Origin of the sequence: Stenotrophomonas sp. WZN-1, assembly GCF_002192255.1 — a bacterium.
Classification (GTDB): Bacteria; Pseudomonadota; Gammaproteobacteria; order Xanthomonadales; family Xanthomonadaceae; genus Stenotrophomonas.
Genome location: NZ_CP021768.1, coordinates 2,563,507 through 2,586,260, shown reverse-complemented (window position 1 = coordinate 2,586,260; position 22,754 = coordinate 2,563,507). Strand labels below are relative to the sequence as shown.

The 22,754-nt window shown below is 66.5% G+C and carries 17 protein-coding genes; 8 read left to right on the top strand and 9 right to left on the bottom strand.

Features of this window, described 5'->3' with window-relative positions:
* Positions 1-19 precede the first annotated feature (19 nt).
* The 3 genes from CCR98_RS12240 to CCR98_RS12230 form a co-directional block, all read right to left on the bottom strand.
* Positions 20-2,968: a TonB-dependent receptor gene (locus CCR98_RS12240; protein ID WP_087922830.1), complete on the bottom strand. Its 2,949-nt coding sequence runs from the start codon at positions 2,966-2,968 to the stop codon at positions 20-22.
* Positions 2,969-3,037: 69 nt separating this feature from the next.
* On the bottom strand, positions 3,038-3,982 hold the full coding sequence (locus CCR98_RS12235; protein ID WP_087922829.1) for a FecR domain-containing protein: 945 nt from the start codon (positions 3,980-3,982) through the stop codon (positions 3,038-3,040).
* The gene (locus CCR98_RS12230; RefSeq protein WP_087922828.1) at positions 3,979-4,497 is read right to left on the bottom strand and encodes a sigma-70 family RNA polymerase sigma factor; all 519 of its coding nucleotides are present in this window, start codon (positions 4,495-4,497) and stop codon (positions 3,979-3,981) included. Before CCR98_RS12230 ends, CCR98_RS12235 begins: the two co-directional genes overlap by 4 nt.
* A 150-nt stretch (positions 4,498-4,647) precedes the next feature.
* Between CCR98_RS12230 and CCR98_RS12225 the strand changes: the two genes are divergently transcribed.
* On the top strand, positions 4,648-5,028 hold the full coding sequence (locus tag CCR98_RS12225; protein ID WP_087922827.1) for a VOC family protein: 381 nt from the start codon (positions 4,648-4,650) through the stop codon (positions 5,026-5,028).
* A 195-nt stretch (positions 5,029-5,223) separates the two neighbouring features.
* A complete protein-coding gene (betT, locus tag CCR98_RS12220) occupies positions 5,224-7,203 on the top strand; it encodes a choline BCCT transporter BetT (protein WP_087922826.1) in 1,980 nt (659 codons plus the stop codon).
* 43 nt (positions 7,204-7,246) lie between these two features.
* On the opposite strand, the gene CCR98_RS12215 is transcribed toward betT, so the two are convergent.
* A complete protein-coding gene (locus CCR98_RS12215; RefSeq protein WP_087922825.1) occupies positions 7,247-9,874 on the bottom strand; it encodes a TonB-dependent receptor in 2,628 nt (875 codons plus the stop codon).
* A gap of 259 nt (positions 9,875-10,133) precedes the next feature.
* On the bottom strand, positions 10,134-11,111 hold the full coding sequence (locus CCR98_RS12210; RefSeq protein ID WP_087922824.1) for a zinc-binding dehydrogenase: 978 nt from the start codon (positions 11,109-11,111) through the stop codon (positions 10,134-10,136).
* 432 nt (positions 11,112-11,543) lie between these two features.
* Here CCR98_RS12210 and CCR98_RS12205 point away from each other — a divergent pair, with 432 nt between their 5' ends.
* From CCR98_RS12205 to CCR98_RS12190, 4 genes are all read left to right on the top strand, one after another.
* Positions 11,544-13,907, top strand: a complete 2,364-nt coding sequence (locus CCR98_RS12205; protein ID WP_087922823.1) for a ribonucleoside-diphosphate reductase subunit alpha — start codon at positions 11,544-11,546, stop codon at positions 13,905-13,907.
* Between the two features lie 108 nt (positions 13,908-14,015).
* The gene (locus CCR98_RS12200) at positions 14,016-15,056 is read left to right on the top strand and encodes a ribonucleotide-diphosphate reductase subunit beta (RefSeq protein WP_087922822.1); all 1,041 of its coding nucleotides are present in this window, start codon (positions 14,016-14,018) and stop codon (positions 15,054-15,056) included.
* Positions 15,057-15,081: 25 nt separating this feature from the next.
* Complete coding sequence (locus CCR98_RS12195) at positions 15,082-15,549, top strand: flavodoxin (protein WP_087924188.1); 468 nt, start codon at positions 15,082-15,084, stop codon at positions 15,547-15,549.
* Positions 15,521-15,847 carry a thioredoxin family protein gene (locus CCR98_RS12190; protein WP_005409967.1) on the top strand — a complete coding sequence of 109 codons (327 nt, stop codon included), beginning with the start codon at positions 15,521-15,523 and terminating at the stop codon, positions 15,845-15,847. Before CCR98_RS12195 ends, CCR98_RS12190 begins: the two co-directional genes overlap by 29 nt.
* A 112-nt stretch (positions 15,848-15,959) precedes the next feature.
* Here CCR98_RS12190 and CCR98_RS12185 read toward each other — a convergent pair whose 3' ends face one another.
* The gene (locus CCR98_RS12185) at positions 15,960-17,291 is read right to left on the bottom strand and encodes an Nramp family divalent metal transporter (protein ID WP_087922821.1); all 1,332 of its coding nucleotides are present in this window, start codon (positions 17,289-17,291) and stop codon (positions 15,960-15,962) included.
* 116 nt (positions 17,292-17,407) lie between these two features.
* On the opposite strand from CCR98_RS12185, the gene mntR reads away from it, so the two are divergent.
* Positions 17,408-17,878 (top strand): manganese-binding transcriptional regulator MntR, encoded by a 471-nt coding sequence (gene mntR / locus CCR98_RS12180; protein ID WP_087922820.1) that lies wholly within the window; start codon positions 17,408-17,410, stop codon positions 17,876-17,878.
* A 68-nt stretch (positions 17,879-17,946) separates the two neighbouring features.
* Here the strand turns inward: mntR and CCR98_RS12175 are convergent, their stop codons facing one another.
* The 3 genes from CCR98_RS12175 to fabR all read right to left on the bottom strand — a co-directional run bounded on the left by CCR98_RS12175 (position 17,947) and on the right by fabR (position 21,586).
* Positions 17,947-18,507, bottom strand: a complete 561-nt coding sequence (locus CCR98_RS12175) for a thioredoxin-like domain-containing protein (protein ID WP_087922819.1) — start codon at positions 18,505-18,507, stop codon at positions 17,947-17,949.
* A complete protein-coding gene (locus CCR98_RS12170; RefSeq protein ID WP_087922818.1) occupies positions 18,497-20,650 on the bottom strand; it encodes a TonB-dependent receptor in 2,154 nt (717 codons plus the stop codon). The genes CCR98_RS12175 and CCR98_RS12170 overlap by 11 nt, the downstream gene beginning before the upstream one ends.
* A gap of 279 nt (positions 20,651-20,929) precedes the next feature.
* Complete coding sequence (fabR, locus tag CCR98_RS12165; protein ID WP_005409961.1) at positions 20,930-21,586, bottom strand: HTH-type transcriptional repressor FabR; 657 nt, start codon at positions 21,584-21,586, stop codon at positions 20,930-20,932.
* A gap of 92 nt (positions 21,587-21,678) precedes the next feature.
* On the opposite strand from fabR, the gene CCR98_RS12160 reads away from it, so the two are divergent.
* Positions 21,679-22,749, top strand: a complete 1,071-nt coding sequence (locus CCR98_RS12160; protein WP_198361021.1) for a ferredoxin reductase — start codon at positions 21,679-21,681, stop codon at positions 22,747-22,749.
* Positions 22,750-22,754: the final 5 nt, after the last annotated feature.

Here is a 22,754-nt window from a genome sequence, read left to right as displayed (position 1 = left end):
GTTGCTGTTTCTGCAGCACTCAGAAGCGCGCTGTGAAGTTCAGCCGCGTGGTGCGACCCGGGCCCGGCATCAGGCTCATCGCCAGCGTGTCCATGTAGTAGGTGTTGCGCAGGTTGCTGACCACCAGCTCCACTTCGCTTCGCGGCGTGAACTGCCACCGTGCATAGAAGTCATAGATCGCGGTCGGCAGGTAGATGTTCTGCAGGCCGGTCGAACCGGTGGTGTTCCACGGCTTGTCCAGTTCGTGGGTGGGGCCGCTGTTGTAGGTGCGGCGGATGCCGGTATCCAATCGCTTGTCGAACAGGCGGAAGCCCAGCGTGCTGTGGATCGAGTACTTGGGCGGGTTCTGTGCGTTGACGAACGAGGTGCCGAAGCCGCCGTCCACGCAGTCCGGCGTGGTGTCCAGCTTGCTCCACTTCGCATACGGGTCTTCGCGCAGGCGCTTGGCGGTGGCCGCATCGCAGGTGCGCGCGCGCTGGTAGTAGCTGGCCGACAGGTCCAGGTAGGCGATGCCGGCGTCATAACCGGACTGCAGCTCGTAGCCGGACACCGTGTAGTTGTCGACGTTGTCGACGTAGAACGCCCAGTTGCTGGAATCGAAGCGACGGGTGATCGCGTTGTCGATATCGTTCTTGAACCAGGCCACCTTGAACGCCAGGCGGTCACCGTCGCGCCACAGGTCCTGCTTGAGCAGGCTGAAGCCGATGTCCCAGGAACGGTTCTTCTCCGGCTTCAGGTCAGCCACCGGCGCCGAGGTGCTGTTGCCCAGCGTCGACTCGAACAGGCTGGGCATCTTCCAGCCCTGCGCGTACTTCACGTAGAAGAACATGTCCGTGTCGAGGTTGAAGCGTGCTTCGGCATACGGCGCGAAGCCGTGGCCGGAGCGCCGGATCGCCGGCTTGTAGCTCCAGGCGGTGGGAATCTGCTTGGTGTAGAAGCCGTTGGCACCGCGCGGATCGGGAATGAAGCCATCGAAGTCATAGGCCTGGCCCAGCGTGCTGTCGCCATAGGGCGTGGCACGCAGCGAGTCATACGTGTAGTTGCCCTGTGCATCCGGATACCACTCCTTGTACCAGCCCGGCAGCAGCTGGCCACCCTTGCTCAGGCGCGCGAAGGTGTAGCGCAGGTCGCGCGATTCGCTGACGAAGGCGACGTGGTTGCGGTCGCGGGTGCGGTAGTCGATGAAGCGGCCGCCGGCGGTCAGCGACAGCCAGTCCCACGGCTGCCACTGCAGCGACGCCACCGCGCTGGCCTCGCGGCGCGTGCCCGAGCGCAGGTAGCGGTTGTTGTTGTAGTCCAACGGCAGCACCGGCGAGTTCGGTGCGGTGTCCTCGTGCTGGAAGGCGGCGCCATAACGGAGCGTCCAGTCGCCCAGGCCATTGCTGAAGCGCGTGGTGTTGCTGCTGTCCACGCCCCAGCGCTGGGTCTTCACGTCCGACTGCAGGCCGGGGCCGTAGGTCTCGCCCAGCGTGTCAGGCATCTGGTCGTTGGGCACGTCCTTGAACAGCGGCGTGTTGGCGATGTTGCTGTTGAACATGCGGCTGGTGGCGGTGGTGAACCACAGGGTGCTGCTCAGATCCAGCCAGGGATGTGCCTCGGGCCGGTAGCGGTGGCGCAGCGAGGTGGCGTTGACCCGCATTTTTCCCGGCTCGAACTGGAACATGGTGTTGGCCTTGTCCACGTAGGTCACCCATTCGTTGGACTCGCCCACGCGACCGATCGCCGACGGCATGATCTCGCCGAAGCTCGAATTGAAGTAGCGGTGGCTCAGCTCCAGGCGTTGGTCCGGGTTGGGCGTCCAGGTGAACTTCAGCAGCGCCGATTCGTTGTCGGTGTGCGTGTTGAGCACCTCATCACCCGGGTGGTACATGTCCGAGACCGCCTGGCTGGACATGCCGGTACCACCGCTGGACAGGTGCTGGTCGTCGTAGCGATGTGCACCGTTGCTGCCGGCGAAGTAGTTGCCCTGGCGGCGCCGCGCATAGGCCGCGATCAGCTGCCAGTCTTCGCCGCGCTGGGCGAAGGCCATGCTGCCATTCCAGTCACGCGGGTCACGCAGGCTGTTGCGGTTCTCGCTGCCACGTGCCACCTGCTTGAATACGCGCGTGCGGTCGATGCTGTTGTCAGCCACGCCGCCGCGCACCCGCAGTCCCCAGGCCTGGCCGTCGTCGAGGATGTCATCGACATTCAGCGTTTCCATGTAGACCACGCCGCCGATCGCGCTGGCCGCGTTGGCGGCCAGGCTCGGCCCCTTCTCGATGCTGACTGCGCTGATCAGGTCCGGGTCGAGATAGCTGCGCTGCTGCACGCCGGCATAGCCGCGGTAAACGTCGATGGCCTGCTGGCCGCCGTCGATGATCACCGGCACCCGGTTCTGGCCCTGCAGGCCGCGGATGTTGACGTCCAGTGCGCCGCCGTTGCGCACGTCGCCGGTATGCACGCCGACTGCACCGGCCAGCACATCGCCGATCGACTGGCCGCGGAAACGCTCCAGCTGCTGGCGGTCCAGATGCACGCGGGAGCCGCTGTCACGGTAGACCGCATCGGCATCGGCAAGCCCCCAGGGCGAAGCGCCTTCGCTGGCCTGGCCGGCCACGCGCAGGGTGCCGATCTGGCGCACGCCGGCTTCAGCGTCGGGGGCCGCCTGCAGCGCCACGCCATTGGCATCACGCTGGAAGGCCAGCCCGGTACCGGCCAGCAGCTGCGCCAATGCGGCGTCCGTGCCGAGCGTGGCCTGCACGCCGTTGCTGTGGCGGCCGCGGGTGAGGCGCGCGTCGGCGGCGATGGACAGGCCCGATTGCTGGCCGAATGCGGTCAGGGCCTGATCGAGCGGGCCGGCTGGAATCTGCCAGCGAACGGCGGCAGCGGTGTCCTGTGCATGGACCGTGGCAGGCAGCAGGCAGGGGGCCGCCAAGGCCATGCACAAGGCGATGGCCAGGGGACGAGGGGAGGGGCAGGGCAGTTTCATGGGGGCGGCAACATCCGCAATGGGTTCCCTTGTAGTGCCCGGTGAGCGCGCAGAAAGGGAACCGCGCTTTCAAAGCGGACGCACGACGGTCCACCACGGCCAGCGCTGCTCGATGCGGATCGGCAGGGCGCGGGCCAGCAGTTGCAGCGCCTGCAGGCTGTCCAGGCGCGGCAGTACGGCGGTGACATTCAATGCGGCGAGCGCCGGATCACAGCCCAGATAGCCCTGGTGGTGGCGGGCCAGTTCGTCGATGACGCGGATCAAGGGTGCGTGCTGCACCTGCAGCCGGCCGTCCTGCCAGTCGCCACGCAGTGGATCGGCATCGACCGTCGACAGTCCACCCATCGGGCCGATTCGTGCCGCCCCGCCGGCAGACACGTCCAGCGCCGCGCCGAACAGCGGCAGGCAGCGCACCATGCCCTCGAACACATCCAAGCGGCTGCCCTGCGCCTCGCGGCCGACCGCGAAGCGGGTGCCGATCGGCTGCAGGCGTGCACCCGGCACGTGCACGGTCAAGGGCAGGCCGGCATGGGCGGGGTGGTGGCCGGTCTGCAGCAGCAGTTCGCCGCGTAGCAGATGCAGGGCGCGGCGGCCGCTGCCGATGTCGACAGTGACTTCACTGCCTGCATTGAGCCACAGCTGGCTGCCATCGGCCAGTATCCAGCGCCCGGTATGCCCGGCAGCAGTGCGTTGTGTCTGCAGGCCGCGTTGTGCCCGCAGGCCATGCAGGCCCAGCAGTGAAACCGCGCCGATACCGAGCGCGCCACCGAGGCCGCGCAGAGCTTGCCGGCGGCGACGGCCTGCGGCATCCAGCGCCGTGGCAGCAGCCGGTGCCGACAGGGGAGCAAAGGACTGCCAGACCGACTCGACCCGGCGCCACGCATCGGCATGACGGGCATCGGCGTGCAGCCATGCGCGCCAGCGCTGCTGGTCGCTGTCACTCCAGCCCTGTTGGCGCAGCGCGAACCACTCTGCCGCCTGCTCCAGCGCCGGGCTGGCCAGTGCCGCGTTCATGCCGTGGCATCGCCGGACAGGCGCAGGCAATGCAGCATCGCCTGCGCCATGTACTTCTTGACCATGCGCTCGGACACGCCCAGTTGTTGGCCGATCTCCGCATAGCCCAGGCCAGACAGTCGTGCCAGCAGGAACGCACGGCGTGGCCGCTCGGCCAGGCCGGACAACATGTCGGCGATGGCATGCAGCAGTTGCAGCGCCTGCATGCGTTCTTCCGCCGATGGATGCACCGGCTCTGGCTGCGCGGCCAGGGCAGACAGGTAGGCGCGCTCCAGGTCCGCGCGCTGCCAGTGGTTGACCAGCAGGGCGTGCGCGATGGTGCTGAGATAGGCACGCGGCAGGCGCAGTTCGGACGGATCGACGCGACGGCTGAGCAGGCGCACGAAGGTGTCCTGGGTCAGATCGGCGGCGCAATCGGCGTTGTGGGTGCGGCGGCGCAGCCAGCCCAGCAGCCAGCCATGGTGTTCGCGGTAGAACCCCGCCAGCGCGGTGCTGGAGGCGGCGGGCACGGCCATTGGCATCGATCATTAATGAGAATGATTCCCATTATAGTGTGATCGGGCGGTGTACGACAAACCCTGCGCACGCAGCAGCAGGCCGGAGGCGTGCATTTGCGATGCCCGTTGCGCTCGCCGACACTGCGGCTTTCCACAAGGAGTGCCCGCATGTTCAGCCACATCACCGTTGGAACCAACGACATGGACGTCGCGCATCGCTTCTACGATGCCCTGTTCACCGCCTTGGGCGCACGACCGGGCGTCTTCGATGACAAGGGCCGGCTGGTGTACTTCAAGGATGGCCGCATGTTCATCGTCACCGCACCGATCGATGGCGAGCCGGCCTGCCACGCCAATGGCGGCACCATCGGCTTCACCCTGGACAGTCCCGAGGCCGTGCGTGGCTGGCAGGACGCAGGCGTAAGCCACGGTGGCACTGCCATCGAAGACCCCGCCGGTATCCGCAACATGGCCGGGCGGCAGCTGTTCCTGGCCTACCTGCGCGATCCGGATGGCAACAAGCTGTGCGCGGTGCATGTGATGTCGTGATTGGACAGTTCGCGCGTGGCCGCGATGCACGCGGTCCGCGCGCGGCGGCGCTCGCCGGCACGCTTCGGCGCGCGCGTGATAACACGGAATGGTGCACCGGGCCTGTGACCGCAGGCCGCAACTTCATGCTCTGTCCACTGCGGTTCAGCCACAATCGGTCGGCTAACCCTTTGATCTACCGGAGAACGCCGCCCCATGGAAGCATTGGAGCCGCAACAATCCCCGGTGCGCACCCTTCGACCTGTGTTCGCCTTCGCGGCGATCGTTGTCGTGGCGTTCGCGCTGTTCGTCAGCCTGTTCCCGCTTGGTGCGGGCCGCCTTCTGGTCAAGGCGCAGGACTGGGCCGCCCTCAATGTCGGCTGGTACTACCTGCTGGCAATGACCCTGTACCTGGTGTTCGTGGTCGGCGTGGCGCTGTCCAAGTATGGCGGCATCAAGCTCGGCGCGGACCATGACGAGCCGGAGTTCAGCTATCTCTCCTGGGCCGGCATGCTGTTTGCCGCCGGCATCAGCATTACGCTGTTCTTTTTCTGCGTCTCCGAGCCTCTGACCCATTACCTGCAGCCGCCGCAGGGCGACCCGGCTGCGGGCGAGGCCGGTGCGCGCCAGGCCATGCAGCTGCTGTTCCTGCACTGGGGCCTGCATGGCTGGGGCGTGTTCGCACTGGCGGCGATGGCGATGGCCTACTTCGCCTACCGGCACAATCTGCCGCTGGCACTGCGTTCGGCCCTCTACCCGCTGATCGGCAAGCGCATCAATGGCCCGATCGGCTACACCGTGGACGCGCTGGGGATTGTCGCCACCGTGTTCGGCATCGGCGCCGACATGGGCTTCGGCGTGCTGCACCTCAATGCAGGCCTGTCGCACCTGTTCAACATCCCGCACTCCAACCTGGTGCAGATCATCCTGGTGGTCAGCATGATGGGCGCGGCTGTGGCCGTGGCCGTCTCCGGCGTGGAGAAGGGCGTGCGCTGGATGGCCAACATCAACATGCTGCTGGCGATCGCGCTTGTGCTGTTCATGCTGTGCGCCGGCCCCACCCAGTACCTGCTCAGCACGCTGATGCAGAACCTGGGCGACTACCTCGGCAGCGTGGTCGGCAAGAGTTTCGACGTGTACGCCTATGGCGGCCGACCGGAATGGCTGGGCGGCTGGACGGTGTTCTACTGGGCCTGGTGGATCGGCTGGGCGCCGTTCGTCGGCCTGTTCATCGCCCGCATCTCGCGTGGCCGCACCATCCGCGAGTTCGTGTTCGGCGTGCTGCTGATCCCGCTCGGCTTTACCCTGGCGTGGCTGTCGATCTTCGGCAACAGCGCGCTGGACCAAGTACTGCACCACGGCCAGCAGCAGCTGGCACAGCTGGCGGTGGATGACCCACCGACGGTGTTGTATGCACTGCTCGATGGCTACCCCTGGAGCCGCACGGTGATCGCGGTGACGGTGCTGGTCAGCTTCATCTTCTTCGTGACGTCGGCGGATTCGGGGGCGGTGGTGTTGTCCACGCTGTCCTCGCATGGCGGTGCGCCCGAGGACGACGGCCCGCGCTGGCTGCGCGTGTTCTGGGGCACGGTGATCGCGGTGCTGACCGCCGGGCTGCTGCTGGCCGGCAGCATCGACGCACTGAAATCGGCGGTGGTATTGGCCTCACTGCCGTTCTCGGCGGTGCTGTTGCTGATGATGTGGGGCCTGACCCGCGCCTTCAGCGATGAGTCGCATCGCAAGCGCGCGCAGCAATACCGGCCTTCGCCGCTGATCGGCGATGACCGCCACCATCAGGGCTGGCGCCAGCGCCTGAGCCAGGCCATGCATTTCCCGGTGCGCGACCAGGTCTACCGCTTCATGGACGACACCGTGAAGCCGGCAATGGAGGCGGTGGCCGAGCAGCTGCGAGGGCAGGGTTGGGATGTGGCCACGCGCTTCGAGGCCGGCGACATGGAGCTGACCGTGAATCACGGCGAGCAGCAGGACTTCCTGTACCGGGTGATCCTGAGTGGCTACCTGACGCCTTCGTTCGCCGCACAGCAGCTGCGCAACCAGCGCTACTACCGCGCCGAAGTGCATCTGTACGAAGGCAGCCAGGACTACGACCTGGTCGGCTACAGCCGCAAGCAGATCATCAACGACATCATCAGCCAGTACGAACGGCACCTGCAGTTCCTGCACCTGAGCCGCTGATTCGGTGGGTGCGGACCGTTGGTCCGCACACCCCTTTGCCCCATCAGAACCGGTAGCGCGCACCCAGTGAGACGAACTGCCCGCGCAGGTTGTACTGGCTGATGTCGAAGCCATTGGAGCCACCGGCCGGGTCGAACGGCGGGTCCTTGTCGGTCAGGTTCAGCACCGACAGCGACAACGTGGTGTTGGCGATGCCTTCGTACGCCACGTACAGGTCCAGCTGGTGATACGGCTTGATACGGTCGCGCAGGCCCGGGTTGCTGGTCGCCGTCGCCACGCGCTGGTCGTAGCCGCTCACGTACTGCAGGCTCAGCGTGCTGCTCCAGTTGCCCACCGCCCAGTTCAGCGAGGTGGTGCCGCGCGTACGCGGCAGCGCGCCATGGCGGTTGTTGCCGGCTCCCTCGTAGGGCGCCTGGCCGGCCACCAGCGGCTGCTTGAAGCTGAGCAGGTGGGTCCAGCTGCCGGCCACGGTGAAGTTTCCCCAGCCGTCGGTGCGGAACGTTCGGTTGGCGTCCAGGTCCAGCCCCGCGGTGGTCAGCTCCCCCTGGTTGGCGTACTGGTTGGTGATGAACTGGATGCGCCCCTGTGCATCGCGCTGCACGCGACCAGGGAACAGCGTCGGGTTGTCGACGATGAACTGCGCACTGTCCGGCTTGACCAGGTTGTCCTGCTCGATGCGATACCAGTCCAGGCCGATGCTGGTGTCGCCATCCGGCGACCACACCGCGCCGACGTTGAAGTTGCGCGAGCGCTCGGCCTTCAGGTCCGGGTTGCCGGTGCGGATGTTGGTCACGCCACGGCTGCCACCGGGCTGCAGCGGATCCAGCGGATCGATCACCGAGCCGTAGCTGACGGTCTGGCCCGGCGCGATCTCCGGCAGCGACGGCGCACGGAAGCCACGCGAGAACGACCCGCGCAGCAGCAGGCTGTCCAGCGGCTGCCAGCGCAATGCCACCTTCGGCGAGAACGCCTTGCCGAAGTCATCATAGTGGTCGCCGCGACCGGCCACCTGCAGTTCCAGCGTGCGGTGCAGCGGCACGCTCAGTTCGGCGTAGGCGGCGCTGACCTGGCGTTCGCCGTTGACCACATTGATCGCCGGTCGCAGTTCGGTGCCCGACAGTACCTGCGCACTGGTTCGTGCATCAAGCGATTCCTTGCGGAACTCGGCGCCCCAGGCGAAGCCGACCGCACCGGCCGGCAGCTCCCACAGCGAGGTCGAGGCCTTCACGTTCAACGCGTGCAGCTTGTACCAGCCCGGTCGCTTGGTCTGCAGGCGCAGGGCATCCAGCGCCCCCGGCGTGCTGGACGGGTTGAGGAAGTTGTAGCTGCCATCGCGCAGGATCTGCTCGAACGCGTAGCGGTTGACGAAGTTGTCGACGTACTCGCGCTGCGCGCTCTGCGAGGTCAGTGCCGCTACTTCCCAGTCCCAGCGCTCACCGCTGCCACGCACGCCGGCCAGGGCGCGGTAGAACACCTGGGTGTTGTCCTTCAGGCGCGGGCCGAGATCGAAGAAGGTGTACTCGAACGGCAGCGGCGTGCTGCCCGGATTATTCGGATGGCCGACCGGCAGCACCGCCGGCACGTCGATCAGGGTGCCGGTAGCCGGGTTGTACGCGCGCAGGCCGGGTCCGACGGTCAACGGCGCGCTGAAGATCTGGTCGGCCTTGTTGTGGCTGTACAGCACATCGGCGAACGCCTCGACGCTGTCATTGAAGCGGTAGGTCGCGCTCAGTGAAGCCTGCAGGCGCTCGGCGCCGGGCTGCAGGGTCTTGAACGGCTGCGCGTTGAAGGCGCAGGCCTGGCCGGGCAGGGTGCTGCCGAAATCGCTGTACGGACGCAGTTGGCTGCCATCGGGGCAGGGGCTGAAGGGTTGCGGTGCACGCGGGTTGCTCAGCCAGTTGCCACCGGCGGTGGACCAGCCGGCCAGGCGGCCACCGGGCTTGTCGCGGAAGTCGCCGCTGCGGGTATAGGCGCGGTGATCGCCATCAAGGCGGTCGCGCTTGAGCAGGTCCAGCCCGAACAGCACGTTCCAGCCCTGCTGCTCCAGATCACCGAAGCCGGCCAGCAGGTTGGCCTTGCGCTCGTCCAGGCCGCCCTGCGTGGCGGTACCGAAGCCGCCGCCGACTTCCACGCCCTGGAAGTTCTTTCGCAGGATGATGTTGATGACGCCGGCGATGGCATCGGAGCCGTACACCGCCGAGGCACCGTCCTTCAGCACTTCGATGCGTTCGACGGCGCTGATCGGCAGCGCGTTGAGGTCGACGAAGGTGTCCTGGGTATTGAGCGCGAAGCCGAAGTTGGAGACTCGATAGCCGTTGACCAGCACCAGTGTGTTCTTCGGCGAAAGGCCACGCAGGCCGATTGAAGCGGAACCCGCAGCGAAACTGCCGGTGTACTGCTCGTCGAAGCTGTTGCCGGCGTTGGCCGACAGGTTGCGCAGCACGTCGGTGAGTGTGGAGCGGCCGGTCTGCTCGATCTGTTCGCGGCTGACGATCTGCACCGGGTTGGGCCCGGCAGTGTCGCTGCGTTTGATGTTGGAGCCGGTCACCAGCACGGTGCCGAGGGTGGTGCTGTCCCTGCCGGAATCGGCGGTTTCAGCGGCGCCGGCAGCGCCGGCGGTGAGGCCCAGCGCGACCGCGCCGGCAAGCAGGTTCAGGGTGGTGCGGTACATGGAAGCGACAACGCCGAACGGGGGAGGAGCCGTCAGTACCGCACGCAGGCATGTGCGCCTTCCAATGACGAAAGCGCATTCAGTTATACATCACAGGTTCTTAACGAAAGCCCGTGACCTCGGTGGGGCGGTCTGTGCTGCGGTGGGTGCGGACCGTTGGTCCGCACGCCCCTGTAGAGCCGAGCCTACGCTCGGCTCCGCACACTGACCGGAAAGCAGCCGAGCGTGGCTCGGCTCTACAGAAGGCAATGCCAGCCCATCAAGGCCGCAGCAGCACCTTGCCGTTGCGGCCCGAACCCGCACCGGCCTTCGCCGCCTGGGCGATGTCGTCCAGTGCGAAGACCTGCTCCACCGGCAGCGTCAGCTCACCATTGGCGGCACGCTTCAGCAGCTCGCCAACCAGCCGGCGCTTGTCCTCCACCGCCATCGCCTGGCTGACCTTGCTGCCCCAGAAGCCCTTCACCGTAGCTTCCTTGTAGATCAGGCCGCCGGCGGGAATGCGCATCGGCTCGCCGCTCATCACCCCGAACGACACCAGGGTGCCGTGGTGACCGAGCAGGTCGACCAGATCACCACTGGCATCACCGCCGATGGAATCCACCGCAGCCGCCGCCTGCGCTTCGCCAGTGGCGGCGCGCACGCGATCCTTCCAGCCGTCCACCGAGGTATCGAACACGTGATTGATGCCCAGCGCCTGCAGCTGCGCGACGGCATCGGCGTTGCGCACCAGGTTGGCCACGTGCACGCCGCGCGCCCGCGCCAGCATCGCCAGCGACTTGCCCACCGCGCCGTTGGCGGTGTTCTGCACGATCCACTGGCCCGGCTCGACGTGCAGGAACTCCAGCAGCATCAGCGCGCTCAGCGGCATCGCGATCAGCTGTGCGGCCATTTCGTCGGGGATCGCGTCCGGCATTGGAATCACCATGCGTGCCGGTGCAATGAACGCTTCGGCCCAGGTGCCATGCACCGAAGCGGCGGCAACCCGCTGGCCGATCTGCAGGCCGTCGACGCCTTCGCCAAGCGCATCGACCACGCCCAGCGCTTCGCTGCCACCGATGGCCGGCAGCGTCGGCTTGTAGCCGTAGAGGCCGCGCACGGTCAGCAGGTCGTGATTGTGGATGGACGCCAGCACGGTGCGGATGCGCACCTCGCCGGGGCCGGGCTCGGGCAGGGCGGCATCGGCAATGGCGAGGACGTCGGCCGGGTTGCCGAAGGAGGGGTACTGGGCAGCGCGCATGGGCGATGTTCCGGGGAAAGTGGATGTTGTATCGAACTAGGGACGCTGGGGGTGTCGACAAGGCGTCGCCACTGCAACACGGCATCCTGCGACGGATCGTCGCGTCATGTCGTGATTACCGCATCTTGTGTTGACGGCTCGGGATATCCCCACTATGTTGTGGCCGTCACTCCCGGCCAGCCGCCGCCGCCGGACATGCAGCAAACGTCCCGCGGCCCGCCCCTGAAGGCTTGCCGTGTCGACGCGGCCGCCATCGTGCGGACACAGGTCGCCCCCACGGCCCGGATACCGGCCGCAGGCGCAGGCGCATGCCGACGACCTGGTGTTCCCGCGCTTTGGCATCCCACCCCGATCGCCCCGTGCGCCGGTATCGCGTGCAGGGCTGCCACGGCATCGGCGCCACCGTGCGTGCGAGCCTGGAGACGCAGGACCATGACCGACAACACCTACCGCGCGGCCGATCTGGCCGGCGCCGGCGACGCTTTGCGTGCTGGTGGCGAGCGCGTGCCGACCTGGATCACCAAGGAAGCCGGCAACCGCCGCCTGCCGTTCGATGCGGAGCGCCTGCAGCGCAGCATCGATGCGGTGCATGCCGAGTTCCCGCAGCTGGATGTGAGCGACTACCGCCGCGTGGTGCAGGCGATGGTCGAGCGCAAGCCGAGCATCAGCGCCGACGACCTGGTCGATCTGCTGATCCGCGAGGCCGAATCGCGCGTGGACCTGGTCGCGCCGGAGTGGGAGCAGTTCGCCGCGCGCATCTACCTGCGCCGCCTGTACAAGCGTGCCAGCCGCAACCGCTTCTACGATGTCAGCCTGAAGTACGGCTCCTACGTGGGCCTGCAGGAAAGCCTCGCCGACCGTGGCATCTACAGCAACGACATCCTGCGCTGCTATTCCAAGGAAGAGCTGCAGCAGGCCGGTGAGATGATCGACCCGGAACGCGACCGCCTGTTCGCCTACAACGGCCTGTACCTGCTGGCCACGCGCTACCTGGCCAGCGACCGCAGCCGCGAGGTCTATGAGCTGCCGCAGGAGCGCTGGCTGACCATCGCGCTGTACCTGATGCAGGAGGAAAAGCCGCGCGAGCGGCGCATGCAGTTGGTCGGCGAGGCCTACTGGGCGCTGTCCAACCTGTACATGACCGTGGCCACGCCGACGCTGGCCAATGCCGGCAAGGTCGGCGGCCAGCTGTCCAGCTGCTTCATCGACACGGTGGACGACAGCCTGCAGGGCATCTATGACTCCAATACCGACATCGCGCGCGTGTCCAAGCACGGCGGCGGCGTTGGTGCCTATCTGGGCTATGTGCGCAGCAGCGGCGCGCCGATCCGTGGCGTGCCCAATTCCTCCGGTGGCGTGGTGCCGTGGATCAAGCAGCTCAACAACACCGCGGTGTCGGTCGACCAGCTCGGCCAGCGCAAGGGCGCGGTGGCGGTGTACCTGGACATCTGGCATCGCGACATCGAGGCCTTCATGGACCTGCGCCTCAACAACGGCGACCAGCGCCTGCGCGCGCACGATGTGTTCACCTCGGTCTGCGTGCCCGACCTGTTCATGGAAGCGGTCGAGCGCCGTGCCGACTGGTACCTGTTCGACCCGCACGAGGTGAAGCAGGCCAAGGGCTGGTACCTGCAGGACTTCTACGATGAGACGCGCGGTGCGGGCAGCTTCCGCGACCGCTATGCCGAGCTGGTGGCCGATGAGCGCATCAGTCGCCGCACGGTGAAGGCCATCGATCTGTTCAAGCGGATCATGCTCAGCCAGCTGGAGACCGGCAACCCGTTCCTGTTCTACCGCGACGAGGTCAACCGCCGGAACCCGAACAAGCACGCGGGCATGATCTATTCCAGCAACCTGTGTACCGAGATCCTGCAGAACATGAGCCCGACGCGGATGATCCAGGAGATCGTCAGCGGCGACCAGATCGTCACCACGCGCCGCGCCGGCGACTTCGTGGTCTGCAACCTGTCCTCGATCAACCTCGGTCGTGCGATCAGTGCACCGGATGACCTGCTGGCCACCGATGTACTGGAGCGCCTGATCCCGGTCCAGGTGCGCATGCTCGACAACGTGATCGACCTCAACGCGCTGCCGGTGCCACAGGCCACCATCACCAACCGCAAGTACCGCGCCATCGGTCTGGGCACCTTCGGCTGGCATCACCTGCTGGCGCAGCAGGCGATCCAGTGGGAATCGCCGGATGCCGAACAGCTGGCCGACCGCCTGTACGAGCGCATCAACTTCCTGACCATCCAGGCCAGCATGCAGCTGGCGAAGGAGAAGGGAAGCTACCCGATGTTCGCCGGCAGCGATTGGCAGAACGGGCGCTACTTCCGTGACCGCGACTACAGCGGCGCGGCCTGGGACAGCCTGGCCCGCGAGGTCGCCACGCACGGCCTGCGCAACGGTTGGCTGCTGGCGGTCGCGCCGAACATGAGCACCGCGCAGATTGCCGGTTCCACCGCGTCGATCGACCCGATCTACAGCGCCTTCTACTACGAGGAAAAGAAGGATTTCCGGCGGCCGGTGGCAGCACCGGGGCTGTCGCTGGAAACCTGGCCGTACTACGAGAAGGGTGCCTACAAGGTCGACCAGTTCGCCAGCGTGCGCCAGAACGCCCGCCGCCAGCGCCATGTCGATCAGTCGATCAGCTTCAACCTGTACGTGCCCAGCACGATCCGCGCCAGCACGCTGCTGGAGCTGCACCTGAGTGCCTGGCGCGAAGGCCTGAAGACCACCTACTACGTGCGCTCCAACGACATCGACATCAGCGAATGCGAGTGGTGCTCCAGCTGATCGGCGCGCGCACCGCACGGTAGCGCCGGGCCATGCCCGGCGAGCGCACCGCGCGGGAATCGTATATTCCGCCGGGCATGGCTCGGCGCTACCCCTGCAGGTAAGACCATGGCAACTCCTCTCGACCGCATCAAGATCCTCGAACCGCGCCATCCCAATCGCAGCACCGGCATCATCAACGGCCGTACCAGTGGCATCCTCAACTGGAACGACATCCCGTACCCGTCGTTCTATCGGGCCTACAAGGAACTGTCGACCAACTTCTGGATTCCCGACGAGGTCGACATGAAGCTTGATGCCCGCCAGTACGGCGAGCTCAACGCGCGCGAAAAGAACGCCTACGATTCGATCATCGGCCTGCTCGCCACGCTCGATTCACCGCAGACCCGTTTCATCTACAACGTCGCCGAGTACATCACCGACCCGGCCGCGCATGCCAACGCGGCGATCATCGGGCAGCAGGAAGTGATCCACAACGAGAGTTACAGCTACGTGCTGGCCTCGATCACCGACCTGCCGAACCAGAACCGCGTGTTTGAACTGGCGCGCACCCATCCGACCATCATCAAGCGCAACGCACCGATCATGGGCGCGTATGACGACTTCATGCGCGAGAAGACCGCCGAAACGCTGCTGAAATCGCTGATCCAGTCCTCGATCCTGGAGGGCATCAACTTCTATTCCGGGTTTGCGTACTTCTACAACATGGTGCGGCAGAACCGCATGACCGGCACCGGCAAGATCATCAGTTTCATCAACCGCGACGAGCTGGCCCATACCAAGTTCATCAGCGAGCTGATCCGCGCCATCATCGGCGAGAACCCGGAACTGCAGACCAACGAGTTGACCGCGTATGTGCACCAGGCGTTCGAGCACGCCATCGAACTGGAAACCCAGTGGTCGTCGGAAGTACTGGACGGCATCGACGGTATCGATGTGGAGGAAATGACGCGCTACGTGAAGTACCGCGCCAACAAGATGGCCGGCATGCTCGGCATCGAGCGCCTGTACAGCGACACCACCGACAACGTGATGCCGTGGATCAAGGCCTACGCCGACAATTTCACCGAGACCAAGACCGACTTCTTCGAGATGCGCAATGCAAGTTACAAGAAGACCAACGTCGACAACGGCTTCGACGACCTCTGAGCCCGGCGCGGCGCTGAGCATCCTGCTGGTGGTGGCCTCGCTGAGCGGCAATACCCGCGAGCTCGGCCGGCAGATTGCCGAGCGTTGCCGCGCAGCGGGCCACGCGGTGCACTGGCAGGAGGCCGACGACCTGCGGCAGGCACCGCCTCTGGCCGCCGATGAGGCCGACCTGGTGCTGCTGGGCTGCTGGACCGACAACGCCGGCCGCACGCCGGCAGAAATGAAGGCGTGGGTGGCCGGCATCGCCGAGCGCGGCGAGCGGCCACGGCAGCTGGCGGTGTTCGGCACCGGTGAGACCCAGTGGGGGCAGGAATACTACTGTGGCGCTGTGCACCGCTTGATCCGCTACTTCCACAGCGACTACCCGCCGCTGGAGATCGAACAGATGCCGCATGGCGAACGCCATGCCGCGGCCATCGAGTCCTGGACCGATGCGGTCCTGGCCCATTACTGGAGCAACACCGATGCAGATCATCGACGCCACCACACCTGAGCAGTTCCAGCAGCTGCTGGCCGAACACCCGCGGGTGCTGGTGGACTTCCACAAGGACCAGTGCCCGGGGTGCCGGATGCTGGAGATGTCGCTGCACCGGGTGGCCAACAGCGTGGCGGGGCAGGGCACCACCTTGCTGCGCGTGCAGCTGGAGGTGCTGGGCGAGGCGTTCTTCAGGGAACTGGGGCTGCGGCAGACGCCGACGCTGTCCCTGTTCCGTGACGGCGACGAACGCACGCGCCTGGCCGGGTTCCAGTCGCCGCAGCAGATTGAAGCGGCGATCGCGTTGCATCTGTAGTATGCGATCCCGGCTTCTGTAGAGTCGAGCCATGCTCGACTGCTCTTCGCACGATGATGGATGGAGTCGAGCATGGCTCGACTCTACAAGTGCATCCACGCATGGCGTGGATCTATTGGCCGGTGAAGGTGTCCACCAGCAGCTTCACGTTCAACACCACGATCACCAGCGCGATCACCCAGGCGATGGCGCCCAGCCAGCGTGGTGCCACCAATGCACCCATCGTCACCTTGTCGGTCACGATCCGCACCAGCGGGATGATCGCGAACGGCAGCTGCATCGACAGCACCACCTGGCTCAGCACCAGCAGCTTCACCGCGCCCTGGTCGCCGAACAGTATGATCACCACCACCACCGGAATGATCGCCAGTGCGCGCGTGATCAGTCGCCGCAGCCACGGTGGCAGGCGCAGGTGCAGGAAGCCTTCCATCACGATCTGGCCGGCCAGCGTCGCGGTCACCGTTGAATTCAGGCCGGAAGCCAGCAGCGCGATCGCAAACAACGTCGCTGCCGCGCCCACGCCCAGCATCGGTGCCAGCAGCTGATGTGCCTGCTCGATGTCTTCCACGTCGAATCGGCCATTGGCATGGAACACCGCCGCCGCCAGGATCAGGATGCTGGCGTTGATGAACAACGCGAGGGTCAGCGCAATGGTGCTGTCGGTGACCGCCCAGCGCAGCGCGCTGCGGCGGCCTTCATCGGTACGCGGGTAGGCACGGGTCTGCACGATGGACGAATGCAGGTACAGGTTGTGCGGCATCACCGTGGCGCCAATGATGCCGATGGCGATGTACAGCGCATGCGGATCGGTCACCACCTGTGCGCGCGGAATGAATCCGCCCAGGACCGCCATCACCGGCGGCGCCGCCATCGCGATCTGCACCACGAAGCAGGCGAAGATCACCATCAGCAGCGCGATCACGAAGGCTTCCAGTGCACGGAAGCCGCGGTTCATCAGCAGCAGCACCAGCAGCGTGTCCAGAGCGGTGATCACCGCGCCCCACAACAGTGGCAGATCGAACAGCAGCTTCAAGGCGATCGCGGTGCCGATCACCTCGGCCAGGTCGCAGGCGATGATCGCCGCCTCGCACAAAGCCCACAGCGCCAGGTTCACCGGCTGCGGGTAACGCGCGCGGCAGGCCTGCGCCAGGTCCATGCCGGTGGCGATGCCGAGCCGCGCCGACAGCGCCTGCAGGATCACCGCCATCAGGTTGGAGACGAGGATGACCGACAGCAGCAGGTAGCCGAAGCGCGAACCGCCGGCGAGGTCGGTGGCCCAGTTGCCCGGGTCCATGTAGCCGACCGAGATCATGTAGCCCGGGCCGAGGAAGGCCAGCAGGCGGAACCACCAGTGGCCCTTGTCGGGCACCGCCACCGAGGCGTTGAGCGCGCCCAGGCTGGCCGGAGTGGAGGCCGAAGGGTCGCGGGGCGCCAGGGTGTCCATGGGTCCGAATATAGCTCCTGCTATAGTCATTAGCAATGTGAAACAATCGTCTTTATCGCGTTACTGGTCCAGAATTCAGGTTCAACACCGGAACAACCGGAAGGACAGGCGCAGGCGTGGGCAAGACCGACGATTCGACATCGCTGAAAAGCACCCCCTTGATCGAGGCCGAGCGCCAGGTCGAGAGCTTCCGGCAGGTACGCGAGGCGCACCGCATGGAGCTGGTGGAGGACTATGTCGAGCTGATTTCGGACCTGCTGGCCGACGGCGGCGAGGCCCGCCAGGTCGACATCGCCACACGCCTGGGCGTGGCCCAGCCCACCGTGGCGAAGATGCTGCGGCGGCTGGCCCGCGATGGCTGGGTGGTGCAGCGGCCCTACCGCGGTGTGTTCCTGACCCCGGAAGGTGAGGCGCTGGCCCATGCCAGCCGCCAGCGGCACCAGACCGTGGAACGTTTCCTGCTGGCGCTGGGTGTGGACCCGGATACCGCGCGGCGCGATGCCGAGGGTATCGAGCACCATGTGAGCGAGCAGACGTTGGCGTTGTTCGAAGCGTTCGTGCGCAAGGCCGAGGGCGAGGCGTCGTAACGGTAGCGCCGGGCCATGCCCGGCGGCCGTACTGTGGCGTCACGCATTTCGCCGGGCATGACCCGTCGCTACCGTGATTGGATGCCGGCATTGGGACAATGGGCCTGCTGCTGCGCGCACGCCCGTTTCGTCCATTCCTTCAACACCGGCTGCAGGCCTTCGTAGCGTCGTCCCTGCCAGCCATTGGCCAGCACCGTGCCGTCGGCATCGATCAGTACCAGGTTCGGCGGTGCCAATCCGGCTAATGCCTGCAGTGCCGGCATGCGCGCGGCACGGCGCGGGTCCAGCACCGGCCACGGCATGTCCTGCGCGTGCATGTAGCGGCGCAACGCGCTCTCGCTCTCATCCTGACTGACGTACACCACCTCGGTATCGGCGCCGGCCTCGCGCAACGCGTCGCGCACGCTGCGCAGCGTGGGCACGAAGGCATGGCACGGCGCACACCAGGCGGCACCGAAATACAGCGCCACCAGTTTCGGTGGTGGCGACCACTGGATCGGTCGCAGTGAACGCTGTTCCGGCCGCATCAACGAGGCGGACACCTGCGCGTGCAGGTCCGACGCCATCGCCGGTGCGGCCAGCAGCACGGCACAGGCCAGCAACAACGCTCGCAGTGCTTCAGAACGCATAGCGCAGGTTGACGTACCACGAGCGCGCGAAACGCGGCCCGTAAACATAGTCGCTGTCGCGCAGCGCGCCCACTTCCAGGTCCTTCTGGCGCTGGTCGAACACGTTCTTGACGCCTGCGGCCACCGACACTTCCTGCTGCGCCTGCGCGCCCAGATGGCGGTGCCAGCGCGCACCGAGGTCGGTCACCAGGAACGAACGCGTGCGGTGCAGTTCGCCCAACCGGTTGTTCAGTACCGACATCGGGCCCGTGTGGCGCAGCGCGACGAAGGTCTCCCACGGTTCGGCCGGCATCCAGCTGAGCTGGGCCAGGCCGGTCCAACGGGGCGTCTTCAGGTAATCGCGGCTTTCGATCACGGTGTCGCCACCGTCGCCGGTGTCATCGAAGATGCGCTGCGGTTCGCGGAAGCGCGAGCGGTACCACGAGGCACCCGCGGTCAGTCGCCACTGCGACGAGGGTTGCCAGCCCAGGTTGGTTTCCGCGCCCAGCACGTTCGAGCCGGAGGCGTTGTAGCGCAGCTGGCTCAGTTGCCCGTCATCACCGCGCTGGATCTCGCCCAGCGCGAAGGTGTCGCGGATGCGTGCATACGAGGCGGTGGCATCCCAGCTCCACACCGGATTGGCCGGGTCCGAACGCCAGTCGAAGCCGAACAGCGTGGTCAACGCGCGTTCTTCCTTCAGGCCGTCGGTATTGCGCACGCGCACCTGTTCGCCACCCAGCGTATCGACATGTACGTCCTCGACGAAGATTTCCGGTGCACGGAAGCCGGTGGCAACACCCGCCCGCCACTTCAGGTTCGGCGTGGCCTGCCAGGCCAGCGCGATGCGCGGCGAGAACACCGCGTTGTCCAGCTCCGAGCTCTTGTCCACGCGCGCACCCAATACCAGGTCGACGTTGTCGCGCAGGCTCCATTCGTCCTGGATGAAGGCCCCCAGGTTGTGGAAGGTAGCGTCCTCCAGCACCGCAAGGCGCTGGCCGTCACCGGTGCGGTTGTCGTCGCGCAGCGCCTCGTGCTTGTACTGCACGCCAAAGGCCAGCGCGTGTGCGCCCAACCGCCAGTTCAACTGGCTGTCGATGTAGTGCAGCGGGTTGTGGGTGCGGCCGTACTGGCGCCACGAACGCGAGGCCGCGCTGCCGGTCACGTTCGGGTCCAGCTGCGACGGGTCATAGCCTGGTGCAGACGGATCGGTGACCACGTCTCCCAGACCGCCATAGAAGCTGTCGCGGTCGATGTCGGCGAAGGCATAGGCCAGGCGGAAATCGACGTCGGCATTGATCTCCTGGTCCCACGACACGCTGCCGCGCCGGTACTTCGTATCCAGCGATTCGGCGATGTTGGCCAGGTACTCGGGCTGGTCCAGGCGGTTGCCGCCGCGGCGGGCTTCATCGGTCACCTGCAGGTCCAGGCGCAGGCGCGTACCCGGCGTGGGCGCATACCAGGCCTGCAACCCGCCGACCTTGAGGTTCTTGCGGGTGATCTCGGTGTAGCCGTCACCGTTGTAGTCGATGCCGCTGTTCCAGTTACGCTGTGCGATCACCGACAGGCCGGCGTCTGCGTCCTTGGCGACCAGGTCCAGTCGAACGTCGGCGTTCTTCTGCGGCGTACCCTTCAGTACATCCACGCCGGCCTGCACATGGCCACCACTACGCGCCGGCAGCGGCGGAATCAGGTTGATCACACCGGCAACCGCGCCCGGGCCGTACAGCGCCGAGCCGCCGCCCTTGACCACTTCGATGCGGTCGACGAAGCCGGCCGGGATCTGTTCCAGTCCGTACACGCTGCCCAGCGTGGACAGCAGCGGGATGCCATCGAACAGCAACTGGTTGTAGGCACCGGGCAGGCCCAGCAGCTGCACTTCGCTGGTATTGCAGTTCTGGCAGTTGCTCTCCACCCGCAGGCCGTTGATCAGCTCGGCGGCACGCGAGAAGTCGGTGGCCGCGCGCAGCGCGATGTCTTCCTTGCGCAGCACTTCGGTGCGGATCGGCACGTCGGACAGCAGGCGTTCGCTGCGGGTGGCGGTGCTGACCTTCACCTGCACCCGATCCAGTTCGGTCGGTTTCGGGGTGGCTGCCACTGCGGGCAGCGGCAGGGTGAGGGCGATGGCGGCAGCCAGTGGCAGGCGGCGAAGGAGGGAAACGGGCATGAGGCGTCGTCCTTGGGGGAGGGAGGGCGGCGAGGGCGACCTGGCTGGCGCATATGAAAGCAGTGGCTTATCAATATAGCAAGAGCTATATAACCATGCCGCGGCAATTCGGCGAGAAGCACCCATCCAGGCGGATCATGCGATTGTTATAACATTACATAAGGCGGCCGCAACCCTGCCGGTGGTCATGCACGCAGGATGGCGTTGCCGTGTGGCGCAGGGGGACGGGGTCAGAGCCCTTTCCTTTGGAAAGGGATCGGACCCTGGGGGAGCGGATCGTCAGCCGCGGCGGAACGCGGCGGGGGTACGCGCGCCGACGATGATCATGCGGATCATTGTGGAGATCTGCTCGACCAGCTCCGGATCCTTCTCCGGCGGCAGGTCCATGGCAGTGGCGCCCATCGCGAACACCAGCCGGGTGATGGCCTTGGCCACCAGTTCCGGCGCATGCAGGACCGCGCCGTCCAATGCAGCCAGGCGCACCAGGTCGTGCTGCAGCTCTTCCTCGAAGTAGTGCAGCTCGCGTTCGACCGCGTGCTTGAAGTCGTCCGAGCCAACCGCGCCTTCGCGCAGCAGCACGTGCAGCAGCTTGTCGTCGGCGCGCAGCTGTTCCATGAAGGTCTCCACCGAGACCCGCACCACGCTGGTGGCGGTGGAGGTGGCGCGCTGCCGGGCCTCGCCGATGATGGTGCGCAGCGAGCGGCCGGCTGCATCGATCAGCGCCACGGCCAGTTCGTCCATGTCGCGGAACTGCCGGTAGAAGCTGTTCGGCGCGATGCCGGCCTCACGTGCCACTTCGCGCAGGCTGAGCGTGGACAGGCTGCGGTGCGGCCCGATCAGTTTCAGGGCGGCGGCCAGCAGATCCTCGCGGCTCACCGTACGGCGGGCCGGGCTGTTGGCATCTTCGGGCGTCGACAAGGCGGTGGCAGCGGCCATGGGGGTTCCGGTGGGGCGAGGCTGAATCATACCCAATCCGGTTCAATATACACATGTATACACAGGTGTATGTGCGCCCGTATAGTTCGCCCATGAGCGCTGTCGTCCGTCCGTCCCTGTTCTCTCCTTACCGCTGGCTCTCGCCGTCGCTGTTCGATTTCTGGGCGGGCCAGCTCAATCCCCTGTGGACCCTGCGCGAGCCGGTGGCCCGCCTGGTCCGGCGCGAGCCGGCCGGCGAGGGCGCAGCAACCCTGGTCCTGCGCACCAACCGGCACTGGGCCGGCATGCGCGCCGGCCAGCACGTCACCCTCGGCGTGGAGATTGAAGGGCGCCTGTGGCAGCGCAGCTACAGCCCCACCGCACTGGGTCCGCGCGAACTGGCGATCACCGTGAAGGCGATCGACGGCGGGCGGGTCAGCCAACACCTGGTCAACCATGCGCAGCCGGGAGAGCTGTTCCGCCTCGATGCCGCCTTCGGCGAATTCCAGTTGCCGGCTGCGGCGCCGGTGCTGCTGCTGGCGGCCGGCAGTGGCATCACGCCGATGCGCAGCCTGCTGCGCGAGGCCTGCCAGCGTCCGCTGGCCGCACCCGTGGACCTGTTCTACTGGGAGCGCAGTGCCGCCCACCTGCAGTTCCGTGATGAGCTGCAGGCATTGGCCGCCAGCCAGCCGAACCTGCGTGTGCACCTGCTGACCACCCGCGAAGGCGATGTGCCCGCCGCACGCATCGATACCCACGACCTGCAGGTGGCAGGCGACGACACCCCGCTGGCGCAGCGCCATGTGCTGGCCTGTGGCCCGGATGGATTCGTTGCCGCCGCGCGCGAACGCCTGGCGCACCAGGTCGCGGGTTTCCAGGCAGAAGCGTTCACTCCGCCGGCACCGCTGCGTGACGCCAGCAGTGAAGGGGAGGTGGTGCTGACGCTGGCGCGCAGTGGCCGCCAGCTGAGCGTGCCGCGTGGCAGCTCGTTGCTGGAAAGCCTGGAAGCGCATGGCATCAAGCCCAAGCATGGCTGCCGCATGGGCATCTGCAACACCTGCAGCTGTGACCGCGTCAGTGGCGCCACCCGCCACCTGCGCACCGGCGACCTGCAGTCCGAATCGGCGCAGCCGGTGCGGATCTGCGTGAGCGCACCGACCACCGACCTGACCCTGGATCTCTGAGGACG